The following is a 20,431-nucleotide window of genomic DNA, read 5'->3' as shown; positions in this document are numbered from 1 at the left end:
GATGCTTGTCCACAGGAAACGGCGATGCTTGTTAACTGCTACTACGTATACATATCGATGAGTTAAAAGCGTTGAGTAATGCATGCGTACGGGGTGAATGTGCAGCAGACGATGGAATTTGCCTGTTCCCTGGACAACACTGGATTGATGAGTCTGTGCGCGAATAGCAGTGTCGGTTAGCAGTGTCGGTTTGGCGAAGGCAGTGCGAAAGCATTGTGTGCGGAGCAAGCCAACACTCATCGTCGAAAGGTTCGCTCCTGAATCGCGCGCGAGCGCCCGCACGTCCCGCGTAGCAAGCCATGCGGCCCGCGAGGGCCGCATGGCTTGCCCATTGCTTTTTACTGCGCGCCCGCCAATGAAGCGGACTTCACCACACATCAACCGGAGGCGATCGTGCTTGCAGCAAAACCCTGTACTGCGACGTGTGTCATCGATGGAATCGCGGTCACGCTCACTTTTTTCCCTGACACGGGCGTCCTGCGCATCACGGACAGCACGGGCTGCCGTTTGAGAGAAACACGCTGGTCCGCTTCGTGGGACAGCCTCGTCGCGACGTTCCGCGAACTCAGTGAAACGCCCGACGAAGACCGTGCCGATCCGGACGTGCTGTTCGGCAGCGCCTACCGTTCGCACGCGGCGAGCACGCGCTTCGCAACGTGAACCTATCGCGCGCCGCTGGCCGCCCGCGAACAAACGGGCGAACAGCGCCACGAATCGCCCTCGCTTCAGCCAATTGATTGCGCGAGCCCGCTCCTATACTTCTTTCCATGGAGCGGCGATTCAATAAGCCCCATCGATGCGGTTCCCCTCCGCGTCGTGCAAGACCGTAGGTTGCCTGCAGTTCGATCAGCAGTTTGAAGTCCTCGTTGCAGTAGCAGTAGGCCAGTACAGCAGTAGCAGTCGGGCAGTACCGCAGTAGCGAAGCAATGCAGTCGGCAACAGCAGTCGTAGCAGCGGCAAACGAGCAGTCGATTCACCGGTTTAAAGAATGCAGTTGGGGTTAGCAGCAAGGAGTAGGCGCGGGGCCAAATCGAAGCAAAAAGAAGCGTGACCAATAACAGCTTCATGTGATGAGCAGCAAGTCGGCAAGCATCCACGCGCCTGTACGATATGACTCATCCACCGAGCCCTGTTCCCCCGCGGAACAGGGCTCTTTTTTTGGCGTACACGATCCGCAGATCAAGCGCGCTCGACGTCCTGCCACGCGCCCGCCGCCATGCTCTTCACCGATGCATCGACGAATGCGAGTCCCTTCACGCCATCGCTCACGCCGGGAAAGAGCGTAGGCCTGTCATCCCGTTCGCCTTCGCTGATCCGACCTGCGACACGCTCCGCGAACTCCGTATAAAGATTCGCGAACGCTTCCAGATAGCCTTCGGGATGGCCGATGGCGATGCGCGTCGAGCGTTGCGCACCTTCGCTCATCGTCGGGCCGAGTCTGCGCGTGATGATTTGCTCGAAGCCGTCATGCCGGCGATGAATCAGACGGTTCGGTTCTTCCTGATGCCATTCGAGCCCGCCTTTGTCGCCGTGGATGCGAAAGCTCAGTCCATGCTCGGAGCCAGCCGCCGCGTTCGTTACCCAGAGCGAGCCGCGCGCGCCGTTCTCGTAGCGAAGCAGCGCGGAAACATAATCGTCGATGGTGCGGCCGGGAATCGCCGAGCCGACGTCCGCGCACACGCGCGTGACGTCGAGCCCGGTGACGTACGCGCCCAGATGAAACGCGTGCGTGCCGATATCCATCAGCACGAGCGAGCGGCCCGCGCGTCCCGATTCCGTGCGCCAACCGGCGGGCAGATCGTGCGCGGCCAGATAGCTCTGCACGTATTGCAGATGCACCTGGCGAATCTCGCCGAGTTCGCCAGCACGGACCATATCGCGCGCCTGCCGCACCATCGGAAAGCCCGAGTAGCAGTACGTCACGCAGAACTCCGCGTTCGTCGCCTCGACGCGCGCCGCAATCTCGCGCGCCTGCGCCAGATCGTTGGCCAGCGGCTTGTCGCAGATCACGTGAAAGCCCTTGTCGAGCGCCATCATGCAGATCGCGTGATGCGAGTCGTTGGGCGTCATCACCGCGACCACGTCGATGCGATCGGGCCGCGCGACTTCCTCTTCGATCATCTGCTGCCACGACGGATACGCGCGCTCATGCTCGATGCCGAGATTCAACGCCGCCTGACGCGCGCGTTCAGGGTCGGAGGACAGCGCGCCCGCGACGATGTCGTAGTGGCCGTCCACCCGCGCCGCGATGCGATGCGTCTCGCCGATGATCGACCCCGGGCCGCCGCCGATCAGTCCGAGCCGAATGCGTCTGCCGATTGTGCTTATCGTCATGTCGTCTCCGTCGTTCGAGTAAGTACGAGCTAGTGCGTAGCTAGTGCGTAGCTAGTGCGTCGCGTTGCGGACTTCGAGATCGCGCAGTGCTTCCGCGAATTTTCCGTCGGACCAGTTTTCATCGAGCGCTGTCGCGAAGATCTGTTGCTGGCTCGCGGGCGCGAGTCCGCCGACGGGTGGATTGCGATCGAGATTGGTCGGGAACGCGTAGCCTTCCGCGCACGATGCGATCACGGCCACCGCTTCCGGCGCGCCGATCCGCCGTTGCGCGCGCATCGCACGCAACGCGGGAAACACGGCATTGCACATGCGCGCGCGATCGAGCGATTCCATCGCGCGCCCATAGGCCGACGACACCTGCAGCAGATTCGCCATCCGCTGCACGTCGCGCGTACGGTTCGAACCGGCCGCATGAAAGAGCGCGGGACTAAAGAAGATCGCATCGCCCTTTCGCAGCGGCAGCTGAGCGTAGTGCGATTCGAAATACTCGCGGAAATCCGCGCGGCGCCACGCGACATAGCCCTGCGGATAACGCTGCGAGAACGGCAGCAGCTTGGTCGGCCCGCTATCGACGGGCATGTCGGTGTGCGCGACGGCGCCTTGCAGCGTCAGCAGCGCCGACATCAAGTGCACATGGGCGGGAAAGCGCTGCGCTTCGTCGACGGTGAGAAAGCCGAGATGAAAATCGCGGTGCGCCTGTTGTGCTTCGCCGCCCGGACGCACGACGTTCACCTGCGACGTCATCTGATAGCCGGGGCCGAGCCACGCTTCGGCGGCCGCCATCAGGATCGGATTCGCGAAGTAGCGCACGAAAACTTCCGGCGCGGCAAGGCAGAGCTTTTCTTGCGCGTTCCAGATGCGGTCGTTCGCGCCGGCCTTCGCGAAGTGATCGGCGCCGCCTCCCGCCTTGCGCTCGCTTCGGATGATCGATTCGAAGATCGCGGTTGCATCGTCGATCGCGGACGTGTCTTCGTAGGCGCGCTTGAGCACGAACACGCCGGCGCCGTCGAGCAACACGTCGGCCCATTCGGCCAGCAGTTCGGGACGCCGCGACGCATCGCCCACGACAGGCCGCAGCGCGTCGCAGTCGTACACGGGAATAGCTTGTTCGATGGCGGCGGCGAAGCGCGGCCGTGTGTACGCTTCGCGCGAAGCTTCAATCAGCGTCGCGAAGCCGTCGACGGAACAGTCCGCTTCGCGAAACCATGCGTGCGCGCCCGATGCAAAACGTCGAGGGTTCTGGCTCATGTCGTCTCCCTTCCGATGCAACCTGATGGCTGGATGTTTCGAACCAGCTTATCGCCAAACTTCGGCGCTGCGTTACTATCGAAACATCAAAAACACATCAAAAACCGACGGCGCTTTCGGCCTGCGAGCCATGAGTCATCCCTTTCTGATCAAGGAAATCGCGTTGCAGGCGGGGCTCGGCACGGCCACCGTCGACCGCGTGCTGAACGGTCGCGCGCACGTTCGCGAGCACACGCGCCGCCGCGTGATGCAGGCGATCAGGGAACTGGAGAAGCAGCAGATCACGATGGCGACGAGCGGGCGCAAGCTCGTCGTCGATGTCGTCGTGGAGGCGCCGCGCCGTTTCGCCGACGAGATCCGCGACGCGCTCGAAGATACGATTCCGAGCCTGCATCCCGCGATCTTCCGGCCGCGCTTTCTGATGCAGGAGACGATGACGACGGCGCAAGTCGTCGATGCGTTGCGCGCGATCGCGCGGCGCGGAAGTCACGGTGTGTTTCTGAAGGCGCAGGACGTGCCGGAGATCGCGCAAGCCATCGCTGAACTGAAGCAGCGCGATATTCCTGTCGTGACGATGTTTACCGACATCCCGGTGTCGGAGCGCATTGCGTATGCGGGGCTCGACAATCGTGTCGGCGGCGCGACGGCTGCATATCTGATCGGCCACTGGCTCGGCAGGCGCGCGGGCAACGTGCTCGTGACGATGAGCAACGAGCGCTTTCGCGGCGAAGAAGAGCGCGAGGCGAGCTTTCGCGCGACGCTGCGCGAACGGTACGCGCATCTGACGCTGATCGACGCGAGCGGCGGGCAGGGGCTCGATGCGGAAACGGAAGACCGCGTGCGCAAGGCGCTCGAAGCGGGGCAGAAGATTGCCGCCGTCTATTCGATGGGCGGCGGCAACGCGGCGATTCTGCGGGCGCTCGGGTCGCTGAACCAGCATCCGAAGTGCTTCATCGGACACGATCTGGATCGCGAGAACGTGCAGTTGCTGCGCGACCGCGCGATCACGGCGGTGCTGCACCACGACTTGCGGCAGGACATGCGCTCGGCGTGTCGCCACGTGATGTGCTTTCACAACCTGCTGCCGATGTCGGCGGTGAGCGCGTCGTCGTCGGTCGTGGTGGTGACGCCGGAGAATATTCCGCACGAAGTGGCGCGGCGCTTTGCCGGGCGCGATGAGCGCGAGAGTTAGCGGCTACCGCGCGGCCGCGTCACCACATGCTGTTCGCTTGGCCGTGAAAAGAAAAACGCCACGGACAAAAGCCGTGGCGCGCAAATCGTCCCGATGATTCCAACTGCGTGAAGAATCATGGAGAACCTGGAGACGGGAACAAGTCTACGTCGACGCGGCAAGCGCCATTGAGCGAATAGTGAGCGTTTTTCCCCGCAATTCGCTGTGTCCCGCGTATTCCGGTTCATGCGCGCCGTTTCGCCGAACCGGCACGTTCCGCATGATCGTTGGCCTCGTCAACCTGCGTCCATTCCGCCGATTTCACCTGATTGCGCCCAGCCGCCTTCGCCGCGTAGAGCTGCGCGTCGGCGGCGGCGACGAGTTCCGGCGGCGTGCCGCCGTCGGCGGGACGGCATGTCGCGACACCGATGCTCACCGTCACGCCGCCGTGATCGGGCGGCAGTTGCTTGACGCGCGACGTCTCGACGACGCGGCGGATTTTCTCGGCGACATGGATCGCTGCATTCGACCCCGTGTCCGGCAGCACGACGGCAAACTCTTCGCCGCCATATCGCGCGACCATGTCGATCGAGCGCCGCGCCATCGACGCGATGCAATCCGCGACGGCCGCCAGCACTTCGTCGCCGGCTGCATGGCCGTAGGTGTCGTTGAGGCGCTTGAAGTAATCGATGTCGATGAAGAGCACCGACAACGGCGCGTCCGTGCGCCGCGCGCGGCGCCATTCGTCGTCGAGATGCAGGTCGAGCGTGCGGCGGTTGCTCAGCTTGGTGAGCGGATCGGTGGCGGCCAGCTCGGCCAGGCGCGCCTGCGCACGCACCTTGTCGCGCAGCGTGAACGCAAGCGTCCAGCAGACCAGCACGACGATTGCGCCCAGCATGAAAGTGAGTCCGCCCGCGATCACGCTGCGCGTGCGCCATAGGGTGAGCACATCATCGACGGCGGGCGCGACGACCACCACCAGCGGCGTGCCGGGCACATGCTCGTACGAGTAGATGCGCTGCACATGATCGACGGGCGAATAGTCGATGTACGACCCTGCCGTTCCCATCCGCCTGTCGGCGTACAGTGGAATGCCTTTTACGTTGGTGCCGATCAGGCCTTCGACAAACGGCTTGCGCGCGAGCACCGTGCCGTCGTCGAGCAGAATGGCGGCCGTTCCCGCCTGGCCTGTGCTGACCTTGTCGAGCAGCCGCTGCAAATAGGCGATGCGTACTGCGAGCAGCGCGACGCCGGCGAACGAGCCGTCGGGCGCATCGATGCGTCGGGACAGTGCAAACGAAAGCTCGTGACCGCGCAGCCGCGACCGGTACGGATGCGAAACAAACAGGCCGGCCTGCGGGTCGCGCCGTTGGACGGTGAAATAGTCGCGGTCGTCGAACTTGACGGTCTTGTTGACGGGGCCTTGCTGCGTCGCCTTGAGCATGCCTCGCGCATCGACGACATAGGCGCCGCCGAGGTACGCGGCCAGGGTCGCGCGATCGAACAGCATCGTGCGGCGCAGCTCGTCGGGCATCTGCCAGACGGCGGGCTCCTGCGCACGATGGACGATTTCCTGCAACGACAGGTCGTAGATTTCGACGTTGCGCGCGATATCGCTCGATATCAGCAGCACGAGATTCGCCGACGTTTCGCGTGCGTGGTCAAGCGCGTCGGTGCGTCCCGAGTACAGCGTGGCCAGCGTCAGGCCCGCCATCGCCGTCGCGATCAGCGTGCCCGCAATGCCCGTCAGGAACGGGCGATTGCCAACCGCTTGCGACACGGCCGCGCCGTGCGTGCGCTCAAGGTGGTGAAGCCTGTGACGGATGACCAGAAGCGGATTCAACACAAGGACAGTCTCTGTAGTGGGATCACTACGCTATCAGGCTGGCGAAGTGTCCAGCAAGCGCCGCGATCGTGTTCGATGCGTGTCGAATGCGTACCTACTGAACGCGCGCTTGCGATGTACAGTGATAGCCCAACCGACTATCACAAACAACGACATGACGACTGGCTTCGCTCGCCGCGCATTTTCATGGACCGACTTCAGCCTCACCGATCTCATCGAACGAGGCGAGTGGCGGCCAAAAGATGAAGCGTTATCCGGCGAAGCATCGCGCGCCGCGCAGGACGCCCGCTTGCCGCGCCGCGGACGGACGCTGTGGCTCGCCATCAGCCTGTCGATGGGCAGCGCGATCGCGCTGGGGCTTGCGCGCTTTTCGTACGCGCTGCTGCTGCCGTCGATGAAAACGGACCTCGGCTGGAGCTTCGCGCAAGCGGGCGCGATGAACACAGCGAATGCGCTCGGCTATCTGCTCGGCGCGCTGGCGTTTCCTCGACTGTCGCGGCGATGGTCGGCAGGCGCGCTCTTTATCGGCGGATGCGTTGCGACGGCCTTGCTGATGGCGGCGACAGGCATGCTGTCCGACACCAACGCGCTGTTCGCGCAACGTGTCGCGACAGGCATCGCGAGCGCGTTCATCTTCGTGAGCGGCGGCGTGCTGGCGGCACGGCTCGCATCGTCGAGTCCGCGCGATGCAGGGCTCGTTCTCGGCCTCTACTACGGCGGCACGGGATGGGGCATCGTCGCGTCGGCGCTGCTCGTGCCCGCCACGCTCGTCGCTGCCGTGCATGGCTGGCAAGTTGCATGGTTTGCGCTTGCAGGCGCGTGCGTCGCGTTGTCGGTCGTCGCCGGCATCGCTGCGAGGCGCGTCGACAAGCAGCATGTCTTGCGGACGAGCGCAGCGGGCGAAGCTGCCGCAACAACGCGGCACGTGTCGGTCTTTCGCTATGCGTTCGCGCTTTCCGGCTACGGGCTCTTCGGCGTCGGCTATATCGGCTACATGACGTTCATCGTCGCGCTCCTGCATGGCGTCGGCATGAGCGAAGGCGTCGTGACGGGCTTCTATGTGCTGCTCGGCATGGCGACGATCGTCTCCGCGCGCATCTGGTCGCGGCTGCTCGACCGCATGCGCGGCGGCCAGGCGCTGGCCGTGCTCAACGCTCTGCTTGCGTTCGCGACGGTGCTGCCTGCGCTCGTCGCGCATCCCGTCGTCGCGTTTGCGTCGGGGTTGCTGTTCGGCGCGACGTTCCTTTCCGCCGTCGCATCGACGACAGCGTTCGTGCGTCACAATCTGCCCGCCGCGCATTGGGCACGCGGCATCAGCGCTTTTACGATCGTGTTCGCGTTTGGGCAGATCGTCGGGCCGACGGTGATCGGCTGGGTCTCCGACGGCGCCGGTCTAGAACGCGGCCTCATCTATTCGGCATGTCTGCTTGCTGCGGGCGCGGCGCTTGCGACATGTCAGAGGACATGGGCGCAAAAGGGAGATTCGGTCAACTGATCGTTTTCGTCGACGCGCGCATGTACGGCGCAACAGCATATTCAATGCCACATCAGGTATTGCGCGGGCTGCACGCCTCAAAGATTGCGGTCGCCAGCGCACAGACTGCGGGCAACAGCGGGAACACGATGAAAACCGACGAAATACTCAGTGCTTCCATTCGAATTTGACTGTTGCTATTTCGTCAAAACAACTAGAGAGACGGGAGATCAAGGCCTAAAGTTAAAGTGCTTTCTCAAGTCTCTTGTGCAGTGCGGGGGGTGTTATGAAACGTAGAAACGCGCGACAACTGGTTCGGCTACTGTCGGACATGCGGCACGCGGCGGATTGCAGGGCGCTTCGCGCAGCTGCGACGCAACGGGCGATGGAGCTTGCAGCAGCTGAGGCAGCGGAGGAAGAGCAGGAAAAGCCTGACACAGTGCGCGAAGGCTCCCGCGAAAAGAGGACGTGGAGAACGTCATGAAACCCGCCACCGAGCAGTCGCTGCATTTTCTGGTCGACAAGTGGCTGGGGCCGGTTTCAGCACCCGTGCGCGTGACCCAGGTCGGCCGCACGAAACGGGACAACACCCGCTACGTGCGCGTCGAGACATCGTTGCCGGACGGTCGGCGTTCGCTCTTCTTCTTTCGTCACGACGACGGCTGTTGGTGCGTCTTTCCGCCGACGCCGAAGAAGCGCGGTTCCGACGACGAAAGCCGGCAGAGCGCGTTTGCCGCGCAGGCCGTCGCCTGAAGCGGCTTGTGACCGCTTGTAATCGCTCGTCGCCGCTTGTGGTCGCCTGTGACCGCTCGCGCGGCGTAATTCCAGCGGGCCGCGCGTCAGGCCGGTTCCGCTGAATCGGACGATACCTGGCGCCGGCCGCTCCACATCGGCATCACCTGGCAGACGATCAGGCCCGCGAGCATCAGCGCGCAGCCAAGCATTGCCCGCGCCGCGAGCGTTTCTCCGAGCACGAGCCAGCCGGCCAGCGCCGCGAACACGCCTTCCATGCTGAAGATCACGGCGGCGTGCGCGGGCGCGGCATCTTTTTGCGCGACCACCTGAATCGTGTACGCGACGCCCACCGACAGTGCGCCGCCGTAGAGAATCGTCGGCGCGGCGCGGACGATGTCGCTCAGGCGCAGCGGATCGACGGCGAGTCCGATCGCGAGGCTCACGACGCCGCACACGACGAACTGCACCAGCGCGAGCGCAAGGGGATCGTGACGGCGCGCAAAACGGCTGACCAGCACCACCTGGGCGGAAATCACGATGGCGCCCGCCAGTTGGAGCCAGTCGCCGTACAGAATCGAAAAATGCTCGTCGACGCTCAGGAAGTACATGCCGAGCGCGGCCAGCGTTGCGCCGAGCCACACGCCGAGGCCCGTCTGATGGCGCAGCACGACGCCCATCAACGGCACGATGACGACATACAGCGAGCTGATGAAGCCCGCATTGGCGACTTTCGTGTACTGGAGGCCAATCTGCTGGCACGAAATCGACACGGCGACCAGCAGGCCGAGCAGCGCCCCGTCGCGCCATAGCTTGCGTGCGGTCGAAACGGCGACTGCGGGCGTCGTTTCCGTCGGGATGCCGGGCTTGCGGCGTCGCGTGATCGACCAGACGATCAGCACGACGAACGCGCCCAGCAGAAAGCGCAGCCCGGTAAAGAGAAACGGTCCGATTGCATCGAGGCTCAGACGCTGCGCGACGAATGCGCTGCCCCAGATCATTGCGGCGACGAGCATCAGAAGATTCGCGCGCAGGTGTTGGCGGGTGGCGGTTTTCAAGCGGAGATTTCCTGCAAGGCAACTCATTTCGTGGGATGCGCGGCGCATAGGGCGCGTATCTCTTCAGACGAAACGATGATTCATGACGGCATTGGTGGCAGCCGACATGATACCCGGGCACGCCGTCGGCGAAGCGTCGACGGGGTGAAAGCATCGAGTAAGCTAAATGTGTCCCCGAAAATACAATCCAACTTTATGGGATGACAAACTGCCTACGCTGCGTGATACTCCCCCGCGGGGAGCCGGGAGGCGCTGTGTGGCCCGGCCGGCTTCACCGTCTTGCTGTCCAATTCAACATTTGACTTAAAAAGTCGTCAGGTTTTGGGGATAAACACACATGAAGAAGATCATCGCCTCGCTCATCACCGCCTCGCTCGCACTCGTGTCCGTTCAGGCTTTCGCACAGGCATCCGACGCAGCACCGGCAGCCGCTAGCGCCGCCAAGCCGAAGCACGCCCACAAGCAACTGAAGACGCACGGCAAGCGTGCAGGCGTGTCGAGCGCCGCTTCGGCTGCAGGTACGAACGACAAGGGCACGACGAACTAAGCAGCCCGTTCGTCACTCAAGCTGCGAGCGGTTTGCCCGGCGCGTCATCTTCGATGGCACCGGCGCCTTCGCAGCGCTGCTGGCGTAGCAACAAGAAAGGCCGAAGCGAATGCTTCGGCCTTTTGCATTTTCAGCGCGGGCAGTCGTGCCCACGCACCTGAACGGAAAACGTCGACGCCGCGCTTTGCGTGCGCTCAAGCGCTCGCTGCGAGTCCGTTGACCAGCAATTCGGCGATCAGCGCGTTCATGCCTTCCGGATGCGTCGCGGCGCGCTCCTTCAACTGATCGACGAGCGCTTCCGGCAGCTTGCACGCGAACGGCACGAGACCCATTGCCTGATCGAGCTTGCGCTGCTCGCGCCGGTCGAGCTGCGGCTGTTGCGACGACGCCTTGCCGAAACGGTCGGCGGCGAGGGTTTGTTTCATCTGGTTGCCCAGTTTCAGCGCCTTGTTCTTCTCAAGGTCGAATTTCTTCATTGCCATGCTGAAGGCCTCTAACGAATAAGCAATCCGACATTGTACGCACCGCGCGCGCCTGAAATGCCGGTTAAGCAGCGCCGTGTGTGCACGGCAGGGTGCAGGTCATTGCGCGGCAGTCTGCGCGCCCGTCACGCTATCCATCAACGCGCGCATCCGCCGCCAATGGGAACCTTCCCAGAAGACGCGCCGGCAGATGTCGCAAGTCACGAACTGCGAATGCCGCTCGAGCACCCCGGCGGGCGCGCGTCCGATTGCTTCGTCCTTTGGAATGCGCCGCAGCGGCGCGTTGCACGTCAGGCACAGGCGAAACGGCCGCGCAGTGCCCGCCAGATCGAGCCGGCTGAAAATCTCGCGCAACTGTGCTTCGGGCTTCAACGCGCGTACATAGCAGCCATGCGTGATCGTGCGGCGCTTGAGCAGTTCTCGGTCGCGCGTGAGGACAATGCGGTCTTCGTCGGAGGCGATCGACTCGATGTGCGAATCGGCGTAATGGTTGTCGTAGAGTGTGTCGAAGCCGGCCAGGCGCAGCAATTGCGCGAGCCCGCCTAGATGCGCGTCGGCGACGAAGCGCACCACGCGTAATGGGCGCTCGCGTACGCGCAGCAGCGGCTGGATGTCGAGCGCCTCGAACTTCGGATAGACGGCAACGCGATCGCCTTCCTGCAACTGATGCTCGAAGCCGACCGATTCGCCGTTCACGACGATCAGCTCGACTTCCGTATGCGGCACGCCGAGCGCTTCGATCATGTGCTTGGCCGTGGCGGCGCGCGCGCACTCGCAACTGAATGACTGCCGACGCAGCGGCCGCGCCAGGAAGTCGTTCAATTCTTCGTAGAAGCGGAAAGTCGCGGTGACCATGGTGCGAGTATGGCACTGCGTCCGGCGCAGTGCCGATGGGCAATTACGAGCACGGCTCGCGCGACTATGCTCTACTGCGGATTCTGTTGAACAGGAGCTATTGATGGACATCGGTTTTATCGGTCTCGGTGAGATGGGCGGCGCGATGGTCGCAAACATCTTGAAAGCCGGGCACAGCGTGCGCGTGTGGAACCGCTCGCCGGACAAGGCGCAGGCGCTAGCCGAACTGGGCGCGCAGGTGGTCGGTTCGCCCGCCGAGGCTTTCGCCGGGGACGCCGTCTTCTCGATGCTCGCCGACGATGCCGCGATGCGCGATGTCGTCAGCGCGTCGTTGCTCGAGCATGCGCCGCGCGGGTTGATCCACGTGAACATGGCGACGATTTCCGTCTCGCTCGCCGAAGAGCTCGCGACTGCGCACGCGAGCCGTGGCGTGCACTACGTGGCGGCGCCCGTGATGGGCCGGCCGGACGTGGCGGCCGCCGCGAAGCTGACGATCGTCGCTGCCGGGCCCGCCGAGGCGATCGACCGCGTTCAGCCGGTGTTCGATTCGATCGGCCAGAAGACGTGGCGCATCGGCTCGCTGCCGCAGCAGGCGAACGTCGTGAAGCTCGCGGCGAACTTCATGCTGGCGTCCGCTGTGGAGACGCTCGGCGAAGCATCGGCGCTGCTGGGCGGTCATGGCGTCGCGATGCAGGATTTTCTCGACGTCATCACGAATAGCGTGTTCCCCGGGCCGGTGTATCAGGGCTACGGCAAGATGATCGCGGAACGGCGCTACGAGCCCGCGCTTTTCAAGGCGCGGCTTGGCCTGAAGGACGTGCGGCTCGCGCTGGCGGCAGCCGACTCCGTCTCGACGCCGCTGCCGGTGGCGAGCGTCGTGCGCGACAGCCTGATCGAAGCAGTCGCGCATGGTGATGGAGAGAAGGATTTCGCCGTGCTTGGGCAAGTCGCCTCGCGGCGAGCGGGCCGCTGACGCTTTGTAGCGGCAGCTGATCTTTGATTCCGGCTTGAACCGCGCCGTCGCTTGTCGATCCTTGCTGTCATTCGCGGCGGCAGGCGGCGGGCTTCGGCGCGCAACGGGCGGGGCGGGCATAATGTTCGTCCCGCCCGTTTTCCATTTCATCGAGCACGAAGCATCATGAGTCTGCATACCTGGTGGCTCTACGTGGCCACGGTTTTTGTCGTCTGCGCGATCCCCGGTCCGAACATGCTGTTGATGATGACGCACGGCGCACGCTACGGCATGCGACAAACGACGGCCACGATGGCCGGCTGTCTGATGTCGCTGATGCTGATGCTGGCCGTGTCTGTCGCCGGGCTTGGTGTGTTCCTGAAAGCCTGGCCGACGATGTTCAATGCATTGCGCCTGCTCGGCGCGGCGTATCTGATCTATCTCGGCGTGAAGGCATGGCGTGCGCCCGCGAGCGAAATCGCGGCGGCGAAAATCGAGGCTTCGCCCGACGATACGGGCAGCAAGCTCACCCGTTCGCGCGGCTCGCTGTTTCGCAACGGCTTTCTCGTCGGCAGCAGCAATCCGAAGGCGATTCTGTTTTCGGCTGCGCTGCTGCCGCAATTCATCGACGCGTCGCGCCCGACGCTGCCTCAGTTCGCGGTTCTCGTCGCGACGACGGCCGTGCTCGAAGTCAGCTGGTACATTGTGTACGCGGGCTGCGGCACGCAGATCGGCGCGAAGCTTAAAAGCAGCAGCGTCGCGAAGGCGTTCAACCGGCTGACGGGCGGCGTGTTCGTCGGCTTCGGCGCGATGATGGCGCTGGTGCGGCACTGACGCTTCACGCTCGCCACGCGGTTCAGCGCGGCGAGCGGGCCCTCGATTGTTCGGCTTGCTCGCCCGGTCTTGCTGCGAGCAACCACGCTCAATGCGGGGTCCGCCGAGCGGCGCGGTCGACGAATCCGAACAGCAGCACGGCGATTGTGAACCCCAAGGCTATCGCGCACACGCCGCTCCATCCGGCCCACGCCCACGCCGCGCCCGCCAGTACGGCGCCAATCGCTCCGCCGATAAAGAAAATTCCCACGAAGAGCGCATTCAACCGACCGCGCGCGGTCGGGTTGATGAGATTGATCGCGCGTCGTCCGAGCGTCTGATCGGTGATGACGCCCGCATCGAGCGCTGCGGCGCCGGCGACCAGCAGCGCGAGCGCCGCAACGGGATGCGCAGCCGGCGAGAAGCCGCCCCAGCCCGCGCCCGCGATACCCAGCACGAGAACGGCGCCGATCATCACCAGATGCGAGGCGATCTGCGTCGAGCGCTCCGCGCCGCGATCACCGAGATAGCCGGCGAGCGGCGTGACGATCGCGCCCGTGGCGCCCGCCAGCGCGAATGCCGCGATGCCTTGCATGCCGAGCGAAAACGGTGGCTGCGCGAGCCGCAATGCGATGGCCGTCCAGAAGGCGCTGAACGCGCCGAGGGCGAGCGCGGCCAGCGTCGCGCGCCGTTGCAGCACGGGCTCGGTGCGCAACAGCGTCCACAGTGAGCGCAGCAATTCCGTGTAGCGCGCGTGGGCAAGTGGCATGTGGTTCGGCAACTGAACGTACAGGACGAGCGCAAGCAACGCATCGGCGGCCGCTTCGATGCCGTAGAACGAGCGCCATCCGAACGACCCCGCGATCACGCTCGCAAGCGGACGCGACAGCAGAATGCCGAGCATCAGTCCGCTCATCACGTTGCCGACGGCGCGCCCGCGCCGGCTTTCCGGCGCCATCGACGCCGCCATCGGCACGAGCATCTGGATCACGCTCGACGTCGCGCCCGCGAGAAATGCCGACGCCAGAAATAGCCAGCCCGACCGTGCGAGCGCCGATAGCGCGAGGAACGCAGCACAGAACGCGAGCGTCCTGAAGATGAGCCGGCGGTTTTCGAGCAGATCGCATAGCGGCACGAGCAGCAGCAAACCGGCCGCGTAGCCGAGCTGAGGCAGCATCGCGATCAGTCCGGCCAGTTCCGGCGGCAGGTTCAGCGCGCGGCTGACAGGCCCCGTCAACGGCTGTGCCGCCGACAGATTCACGACGATCACGCCGACTGCGGCGGCGAAAAAGAGCGTCAACGGCGTGGTCAAAGTCCCCCGCGTAGCGGGCGATCGCGCCAATGACGGCGAGGGCGGTGTGGTGACGGCGCGCGGACAGGTGTCGGCGGGTCGGTTCATCGGTTCGGCTCCGAAAGGTTTTGGTCCGTCCTATCGTAGGGATGCCGACGTTATGCGACAATTGAATTATCTCGATAATGTTTATGCGAGGAAGTTTTGAACACGCGAGACTTGCAGGCGTTCGTCGCGGTTGTCGAAAGCGGATCGATGGTGCGGGCGTCGGAAAAGCTGTTTCTCACGCAGCCGGGACTCACGCGCCGCGTGCAGAACCTGGAGACGATGCTCGGCATCGAGTTGCTCGACCGGCAGAGCAAGCCGCTCAGGCCGACGGCGGCGGGCAACGAGGTGTACGGGCTCGCGCGTACGGTGCTGCGCGCCGTCGATGACCTGATGGCCGTCGCGTCGCCCGACAGCGAGCCGACGGGCGAGCTGAAAATCGGTGTGCCGCCGTTTCTGTCCGAACTCGCGCTGGAGCAGCCCATCGACCGGTTGCGCAGCGCGTTTCCGAAGCTCACGCTGCGCGTGACGGCGGGCTGGTCGCCGGGGTTGCTGCAGGGCGTCGAGCGTGCCTCGGCGGATGCGGCCGTGGTGCTGCTGCCCGAGGGCATCCCGTTGCCGGAAGCGCTCACCGCGACGCTGCTCGCGTACAAGCCGACCGTGGTCGTCGCGCCGCGCTCGTTCGGCTTCACCGGGAAGCCGACGACGCTCGCCGAACTGTCGTGTCATCCGTGGGTGCTGAATCAGGATGGCTGCGGGATGCGCTCGGCGCTGAGCCGCGCGATGTCGGCTGCGGGGTTGCCGTTCAATGTCGCCGTCGAGGCATTCGGCTCGGAATTGCAGTTGTCGCTCGTCGCGCGCGGCCTGGGCGTGGGGCTCGCGGCACCGGAAGTGCTGGCGCGCAGCCCGCAGCGCGAGTCGCTGCAGATTCTCGACGTGCCGGATTTTCGCAGCGGCCTGAACGTGTGGCTCGTGCATGGGGCGCTGCCTGGGCGCCTGATGCGGCCGATCGCGTTGATGCGCGACGCGCTGATCGAAAAGCTGGAAAAGGATGCCGCCTGCTGGCCGTTGGCCGGCTCGACGGCATGATGCGGAGCACAACGAACGCCCTCGCAAGGTGCGGTACGGCGATATGTCGCCCATGTGCTGCATAGAGCGGTTGCTCTAAATTGAAATGTTGCGTCGCATCACAGGGTTTGCTATAGTTGTTTTTGTCTCCTCCATGTCTCCTCTGATATGGATTCAGCCCGCCAACTTCGGCGGGCTTTTTTTTGCCCGTTTCCTTCACGTCCTTGCTGTTGCGCGCGGCCGGTGCCATCAAAGCCGCTCGCGCTCGCACTCGCGTCGTCAGAATTTGTACGACACCGCGAGGTACGTGATGATCGGATCGGCCTTCAGCTCAGCCTTCGATACGCCCAGTTCCGTGCCGTCCGCCGCCTTGATGATCACCGACGAGGTTGTCTTCAGCGGGATATAGGTGACTGACGCCGTCACGCCCCAATGGTCCGTGATGTTGTACATCGCGCCGGCGTTGAAGACGGGTGCCCATGACGACGACGCCTTCGCTTCCACCGATGTCTTGCCCGGCTTGCCCGCGCCCGCGGCGAGGATCGCGCCGAGGTTGTCCTGCGTCGACGTGACGAAGTTGTTGTTTAGCTGGATGTCGCTGAACCAGTTGTACGACACGCCGATGCCGAGAAACGGCCGGAACTTCGCCGTCGCCGACGCGAAGTAATACTGGAAGATCAGCGCCGGGCTCCATTGCCGCACGCTCTTCACGATCGGATTGACGGCGGGATCGCCGATGTCCTGCTTGCCGAGCGCGCCCGCCGGGCCGGGCGGCTGGATCGTGCCGTGCCCGTATATCTGGAACTTCGGCGGAATGCCCGCCACCGACGTCACCGCGATATGGTCCGTGACGAAGTGCGAAAAGACGAGACCGGCCGTGTCGGCATTCGTCGTCGACAGGCTGGTGCCCGGCGATGTGAACGAACTCGGCAGCCGCAAAGGCGTGTTGATCGGCACGGGCGCGACGTGTGTCGTGAGCGGCGTGCTCGAATCCTGCGGCATCACGTGAAACCAGCCGAGCGTGACGAGATTGTCGCCGGCCTTTTGCGCGTGCGCGCTCTGCGTGACGAGCGCGCCGATTGCGGCAGCCGACGCCGCGACCAAGAGCCTTTTCATTCTGTTCCTCCTGAGCGGGCGGCCTGCCGCGCGGGCAACGGCGTTATCGGCGCCGTCTGGCCCGCGCCCCGGCCGTCCGCTCTGCCGCGCGGGCAGAGGGACGGGCCGAGGGGCGATCGCCTCGTTGCGTTTTATGGTGAGGAGCGCGCGCCCATCACTGGACGAAGGCGCCGATCGTGAAGTACGGCGACGACGCATTCGACAAGTCCAGGAAGCCGAACACGCCCCCCGTGAAAATGAACTTGCCGGTCGGCGCGCTGCCTGCCGCCGCGCTCGCGTAGGTCGACGTGACGACGCCGGGCACCGTCTGCGTGAAATCGAGGTTTAGCGCCTTGGTGAGCGAGGCCTGCGACGGGTTGAACGGATCGAGCAGCGTCGCCTGTGTGCCGACGAGCGCATTCGTCCGGTAGTCGAACTCGCTGTCGACGCCGATGTACTCGCCGTTCTGCGAGTTGACGGCGATGTTCGTCTGAGGCGCGAGGATCGAGATACCCGATTCGTCATCGGCGACGGGGCCGCTCAAGCCGTTCTGCGGATTCGGCGTCAGCGACGAATTCGCGACGCCCGTGCGGATCAGGATCGGCACGTTCTGGTTGCGCAGCTTGCCGACGATCATGAAGCCCTTGGCGACAGGCGATGTCGCGAGCGTCGGTTTGCCCTGGCCTTGGAAGTTGTCGGTTTCGAACGCGCCGCTGCCGTCGGACGACTGCGCCCAGTTCGTGCCAGGCTGCTGACACTTGCCGGCGTTGACGCCCGCGTTGTCGCACTCGGTCCAGGTTCCGTCGGCGTTGATCGTGATCTTCGTATCGACGACGGTCGGTGCGAAGTTTTGCGACGGAATCTGGTGATAGCCGAGCTGGTTGTACGTGCCCACGACGTTGGCAAGATTCTTCTCGATCGACGAGAAGCCGATGAATGGGTAATACGGGAATGTCGTATCGGGCACCTTGCCCTGGCCGAGAATCCCATCGAACTGGATCTCGGCGCCCGGAATCGTGCCGCCTGCCACGCCTTCGCCGACGAAGATGCGCGCCGGACGGTTCGGATCGAGGCTCGCGCCGTTCAGGCGGAACGCGCACTGATTGAGCTTGTTGGTGGGCAGCTGCGTTTCCTGGGTGAGCGTGCCGGATGCCGTCTGTCCTTTGCGGGTGGGCGCGACCGTTCCCTTCGTCGCAGGTATCGGCGATTCGACGTAGGTGACTTGCCACGTCATCTTCGTCGTGTCGAGTTGCAGCTTGACGAGTTCGCCATCTCCACCGCCGCCCGTGAAGGTCGTGCCGTAATCGAGCGACGAAGGGCAAAGGCGCGCTTCCGTCGGCGGCGGGCCTTCGCCGCCCGAACCGCCGCAAGCCGAGAGCAACGGCGCAGCAAAAGCCAGCGCCGAAAGAATCTTCCAGTTCATTGTGCCTCCCTGTCTTGTTGTGGGCAGCCGGCTCCCAGTCCAGCCGCCTTTCGGTCTCGTGATCTAGCGTTGTTGCCGTACCGCGTTCGTTGCGTCCTGCTGCCCTTGCTGCATGTCTTGTTGCCGGGTTGCCGGTTGCAATCGTGTCGCCGGGTCGCTCACTTGGTTCACTTGCTGATCTGTGCGCCGACGCTGAAGTACGGCGAACTGGCCGTGTCGGCGTTGGCCGAAGTCGGCGCGACGCCGCCGTTTTCCGTGCCCTCGATGAAGATCGCGTAGAGTCCGCCCGCGGCGATGGCGAGGCCCAACTTGCCCTGCGTGTCGCCAACGTTCACGACGCCGGGGTTGCCGAGGCCGTACTTCAGCGCGAAGCCGCTTTCGGCTGCTTGCGTGGTCGGATTGATGAAAGTGCCGAGGCCGCCCTGGATCAGCGACGCGGTGTATTTGAAGTTCGAGTCCGCGCCGACATAGCCGCCGTCGAAGCCGCCCGACGCGAGCGGCGTCGCGCTAGCGAGCATCGCGATGCCGGATTCGTCGTCGACCTGCGCGTCGAGAGGAACGGCGCCCGTGCCGGTGAACACATAGCCCGTTCTCACGACGACCGGGACAGTGGCGCCGTTCAGCTGACCGAGGATCATATGGGCCTTCGACGTGCCCCTTTGGCCGAGCAGCGGCAAGCTGAACTGGTTTTCGATGCGCGGCGCGTTGTTGCTGTCGAAATAGCCGTTGGCGTTGAGCGTCAGCGGGTCGCCCGTCGACAGACATCCCGTCGAGCTCGTGTTACCGGTAGTGGGCGCCGGATTCGATGCGGACGAGCAGGCGCCGTTTGCGTCGAACGTTTCGGACGTGCTGGTTGCGGCCGCCGCGTAGTTCGCCGATGGCTCGATGTGATACAGCAGGCCGTTGTAGATGCCGGCGAGCTTCGAGAGATCGGTCGTCGTGCTCGCGAAGCCGAGGAACGGATAGAAGTCGAAGTGCCGGCTCGGCACGGCGCCGACGTTCTGGTAGGTCAGGATGTTCTTGCCGGCGTACGAGATGTCCGCGCCGGGAATGCCGCCGCCCGCGACGCCTTTGCCGACGAAGACAATCGGCGGGTTCGCCGACGAAAACGATGTGGTGTACGTCGAGCCCGTAGACGGCGCGGTGCCCGAGGCCGGCGTCAGCATGAACGCGCAGCGCGTCTGCTCGGCGTTGGGCAGCATGCCTGCGGGCGGATGCATGACAGCGCCCGTGACGGTCGTGCCCGCGCGCGTCTTGTCGACCTGTCCCGTCGACACGGGAATCGGCGATTCCAGAAACGTCAGCTTGTACGTCATCTTCACGGCGTCGATGTTCAGGGACACGACTTCGCCGCTGCCGGCCCCGCCCAGGTAGGTGTTCTTGCCGATGTCGGCATCGGCGGGGCAGAGCGTACTCGCGCTGGCCGTCGACGTCGGTGGCCCCTGCACGCCGCAACTCGATCCCGAGCACTGGCTCGTCTGGATCGAACCGGGGTTATCTGCCTTCCCTCCGCCGCAGCCGAGCAAAAAAGGCGAGCTGGCAATGGCACATGCCAGCCCTTTCGAAATGGCGTACATGCTGTTGTCTCCCTGTTGGCCGGAGTTGGGGCTTTTAACGCTTACTCCGATCCGTGTTTGCCGACTGATCTAATTTGCGAGCTAATTTCGCTGCGCGATTTAAGACTGTCAATTGAACGAATCGTCTAAAAAGTCCGATTCAAACAGCCCATTTTTCGCGGAGAGTCGCATGGCGCTTCGAGGCGCGCGTTTTTAAACAAAAACGGATTATTTCGAAGTCGGACGGATTTCTTCCGACTCCGCTCATCCTTTGCTGGTGGGCGATACACTAAAGTGCTCTATCATCTGCGAACGATCGTTCGCAAAAAAATCCGGAGTTTCCCTATGCGGTAACAGATGCTCAGAATGGGAAAAGGGAAGTAGTAAATGCCAGCTTTCAGGAATGCTGGAGATAGTGAGAAAAACGAAAGGAATCGCGCG

The 20,431-nt window shown here is 64.0% G+C and carries 18 protein-coding genes; 8 read left to right on the top strand and 10 right to left on the bottom strand.

The window, feature by feature from the left end:
• Nucleotides 1-393 precede the first annotated feature (393 nt).
• Entirely contained in the window at nucleotides 394-660 is a 267-nt protein-coding gene (locus BN2476_RS21810; protein ID WP_087736335.1) for a hypothetical protein, read from the top strand.
• 519 nt (nucleotides 661-1,179) lie between these two features.
• Here BN2476_RS21810 and BN2476_RS21805 read toward each other — a convergent pair.
• Both BN2476_RS21805 and BN2476_RS21800 read right to left on the bottom strand, forming a co-directional pair.
• On the bottom strand, nucleotides 1,180-2,334 hold the full coding sequence (locus tag BN2476_RS21805; RefSeq protein WP_087736243.1) for a Gfo/Idh/MocA family protein: 1,155 nt from the start codon (nucleotides 2,332-2,334) through the stop codon (nucleotides 1,180-1,182).
• 51 nt (nucleotides 2,335-2,385) lie between these two features.
• Entirely contained in the window at nucleotides 2,386-3,582 is a 1,197-nt protein-coding gene (locus BN2476_RS21800) for a phytanoyl-CoA dioxygenase family protein (RefSeq protein ID WP_087736242.1), read from the bottom strand.
• Between the two features lie 130 nt (nucleotides 3,583-3,712).
• Here BN2476_RS21800 and BN2476_RS21795 point away from each other — a divergent pair, with 130 nt between their 5' ends.
• The gene (locus tag BN2476_RS21795) at nucleotides 3,713-4,774 is read left to right on the top strand and encodes a LacI family DNA-binding transcriptional regulator (RefSeq protein ID WP_087736241.1); all 1,062 of its coding nucleotides are present in this window, start codon (nucleotides 3,713-3,715) and stop codon (nucleotides 4,772-4,774) included.
• Between the two features lie 223 nt (nucleotides 4,775-4,997).
• Here the strand turns inward: BN2476_RS21795 and BN2476_RS21790 are convergent, their stop codons facing one another.
• A complete protein-coding gene (locus tag BN2476_RS21790) occupies nucleotides 4,998-6,599 on the bottom strand; it encodes a sensor domain-containing diguanylate cyclase (RefSeq protein ID WP_218274533.1) in 1,602 nt (533 codons plus the stop codon).
• 154 nt (nucleotides 6,600-6,753) lie between these two features.
• On the opposite strand from BN2476_RS21790, the gene BN2476_RS21785 reads away from it, so the two are divergent.
• Together BN2476_RS21785 and BN2476_RS21780 are read left to right on the top strand one after the other, a co-directional pair.
• Nucleotides 6,754-8,094: a YbfB/YjiJ family MFS transporter gene (locus BN2476_RS21785; RefSeq protein WP_162849260.1), complete on the top strand. Its 1,341-nt coding sequence runs from the start codon at nucleotides 6,754-6,756 to the stop codon at nucleotides 8,092-8,094.
• A gap of 459 nt (nucleotides 8,095-8,553) precedes the next feature.
• Nucleotides 8,554-8,826 carry a hypothetical protein gene (locus BN2476_RS21780; RefSeq protein WP_087736332.1) on the top strand — a complete coding sequence of 91 codons (273 nt, stop codon included), beginning with the start codon at nucleotides 8,554-8,556 and terminating at the stop codon, nucleotides 8,824-8,826.
• Between the two features lie 86 nt (nucleotides 8,827-8,912).
• On the opposite strand, the gene BN2476_RS21775 is transcribed toward BN2476_RS21780, so the two are convergent.
• Nucleotides 8,913-9,863: a DMT family transporter gene (locus BN2476_RS21775; RefSeq protein WP_087736331.1), complete on the bottom strand. Its 951-nt coding sequence runs from the start codon at nucleotides 9,861-9,863 to the stop codon at nucleotides 8,913-8,915.
• A 337-nt stretch (nucleotides 9,864-10,200) separates the two neighbouring features.
• Here BN2476_RS21775 and BN2476_RS21770 point away from each other — a divergent pair, with 337 nt between their 5' ends.
• Complete coding sequence (locus BN2476_RS21770) at nucleotides 10,201-10,410, top strand: hypothetical protein (protein ID WP_087736240.1); 210 nt, start codon at nucleotides 10,201-10,203, stop codon at nucleotides 10,408-10,410.
• A gap of 194 nt (nucleotides 10,411-10,604) precedes the next feature.
• Here the strand turns inward: BN2476_RS21770 and BN2476_RS21765 are convergent, their stop codons facing one another.
• Complete coding sequence (locus tag BN2476_RS21765; RefSeq protein ID WP_087736239.1) at nucleotides 10,605-10,892, bottom strand: hypothetical protein; 288 nt, start codon at nucleotides 10,890-10,892, stop codon at nucleotides 10,605-10,607.
• A 99-nt stretch (nucleotides 10,893-10,991) separates the two neighbouring features.
• Nucleotides 10,992-11,747: a Mut7-C RNAse domain-containing protein gene (locus BN2476_RS21760; protein ID WP_087736238.1), complete on the bottom strand. Its 756-nt coding sequence runs from the start codon at nucleotides 11,745-11,747 to the stop codon at nucleotides 10,992-10,994.
• Between the two features lie 103 nt (nucleotides 11,748-11,850).
• Between BN2476_RS21760 and BN2476_RS21755 the strand changes: the two genes are divergently transcribed.
• On the top strand, nucleotides 11,851-12,720 hold the full coding sequence (locus BN2476_RS21755) for an NAD(P)-dependent oxidoreductase (protein ID WP_087736237.1): 870 nt from the start codon (nucleotides 11,851-11,853) through the stop codon (nucleotides 12,718-12,720).
• A gap of 165 nt (nucleotides 12,721-12,885) precedes the next feature.
• Nucleotides 12,886-13,533, top strand: coding sequence for a LysE family translocator (locus BN2476_RS21750; RefSeq protein WP_087736236.1), 648 nt, complete (start codon nucleotides 12,886-12,888; stop codon nucleotides 13,531-13,533).
• A gap of 88 nt (nucleotides 13,534-13,621) precedes the next feature.
• On the opposite strand, the gene BN2476_RS21745 is transcribed toward BN2476_RS21750, so the two are convergent.
• Entirely contained in the window at nucleotides 13,622-14,911 is a 1,290-nt protein-coding gene (locus BN2476_RS21745; RefSeq protein WP_087736235.1) for an MFS transporter, read from the bottom strand.
• 96 nt (nucleotides 14,912-15,007) lie between these two features.
• Here BN2476_RS21745 and BN2476_RS21740 point away from each other — a divergent pair, with 96 nt between their 5' ends.
• The gene (locus tag BN2476_RS21740; RefSeq protein WP_087736234.1) at nucleotides 15,008-15,937 is read left to right on the top strand and encodes a LysR family transcriptional regulator; all 930 of its coding nucleotides are present in this window, start codon (nucleotides 15,008-15,010) and stop codon (nucleotides 15,935-15,937) included.
• A 258-nt stretch (nucleotides 15,938-16,195) separates the two neighbouring features.
• Here the strand turns inward: BN2476_RS21740 and BN2476_RS21735 are convergent, their stop codons facing one another.
• From BN2476_RS21735 to BN2476_RS21725, 3 genes are all read right to left on the bottom strand, one after another.
• Nucleotides 16,196-17,032 carry an OmpW/AlkL family protein gene (locus BN2476_RS21735; protein WP_087736233.1) on the bottom strand — a complete coding sequence of 279 codons (837 nt, stop codon included), beginning with the start codon at nucleotides 17,030-17,032 and terminating at the stop codon, nucleotides 16,196-16,198.
• Between the two features lie 154 nt (nucleotides 17,033-17,186).
• On the bottom strand, nucleotides 17,187-18,434 hold the full coding sequence (locus tag BN2476_RS21730; RefSeq protein ID WP_087736232.1) for a DUF2957 domain-containing protein: 1,248 nt from the start codon (nucleotides 18,432-18,434) through the stop codon (nucleotides 17,187-17,189).
• Between the two features lie 167 nt (nucleotides 18,435-18,601).
• Complete coding sequence (locus tag BN2476_RS21725; protein ID WP_087736231.1) at nucleotides 18,602-20,011, bottom strand: DUF2957 domain-containing protein; 1,410 nt, start codon at nucleotides 20,009-20,011, stop codon at nucleotides 18,602-18,604.
• Nucleotides 20,012-20,431: the final 420 nt, after the last annotated feature.

This window comes from Paraburkholderia piptadeniae, assembly GCF_900007165.1.
GTDB lineage: Bacteria > Pseudomonadota > Gammaproteobacteria > Burkholderiales > Burkholderiaceae > Paraburkholderia > Paraburkholderia piptadeniae.
This window is presented reverse-complemented; position numbering and strand designations above follow the sequence as displayed.

Excerpts from the sequence above, each read along its gene's own strand:
- BN2476_RS21805 (WP_087736243.1), bottom strand. The coding sequence starts at position 2,334 with ATGACGATAAGCACAATCGGCAGACGCATTCGGCTCGGACTGATCGGC.
- BN2476_RS21800 (WP_087736242.1), bottom strand. The coding sequence starts at position 3,582 with ATGAGCCAGAACCCTCGACGTTTTGCATCGGGCGCGCACGCATGGTTT.
- BN2476_RS21795 (WP_087736241.1), top strand. The coding sequence starts at position 3,713 with ATGAGTCATCCCTTTCTGATCAAGGAAATCGCGTTGCAGGCGGGGCTC.
- BN2476_RS21785 (WP_162849260.1), top strand. The coding sequence starts at position 6,754 with ATGACGACTGGCTTCGCTCGCCGCGCATTTTCATGGACCGACTTCAGC.
- BN2476_RS21780 (WP_087736332.1), top strand. The coding sequence starts at position 8,554 with ATGAAACCCGCCACCGAGCAGTCGCTGCATTTTCTGGTCGACAAGTGG.
- BN2476_RS21770 (WP_087736240.1), top strand. The coding sequence starts at position 10,201 with ATGAAGAAGATCATCGCCTCGCTCATCACCGCCTCGCTCGCACTCGTG.
- BN2476_RS21765 (WP_087736239.1), bottom strand. The coding sequence starts at position 10,892 with ATGGCAATGAAGAAATTCGACCTTGAGAAGAACAAGGCGCTGAAACTG.
- BN2476_RS21760 (WP_087736238.1), bottom strand. The coding sequence starts at position 11,747 with ATGGTCACCGCGACTTTCCGCTTCTACGAAGAATTGAACGACTTCCTG.
- BN2476_RS21755 (WP_087736237.1), top strand. The coding sequence starts at position 11,851 with ATGGACATCGGTTTTATCGGTCTCGGTGAGATGGGCGGCGCGATGGTC.
- BN2476_RS21750 (WP_087736236.1), top strand. The coding sequence starts at position 12,886 with ATGAGTCTGCATACCTGGTGGCTCTACGTGGCCACGGTTTTTGTCGTC.
- BN2476_RS21745 (WP_087736235.1), bottom strand. The coding sequence starts at position 14,911 with ATGAACCGACCCGCCGACACCTGTCCGCGCGCCGTCACCACACCGCCC.
- BN2476_RS21735 (WP_087736233.1), bottom strand. The coding sequence starts at position 17,032 with ATGAAAAGGCTCTTGGTCGCGGCGTCGGCTGCCGCAATCGGCGCGCTC.
- BN2476_RS21730 (WP_087736232.1), bottom strand. The coding sequence starts at position 18,434 with ATGAACTGGAAGATTCTTTCGGCGCTGGCTTTTGCTGCGCCGTTGCTC.
- BN2476_RS21725 (WP_087736231.1), bottom strand. The coding sequence starts at position 20,011 with ATGTACGCCATTTCGAAAGGGCTGGCATGTGCCATTGCCAGCTCGCCT.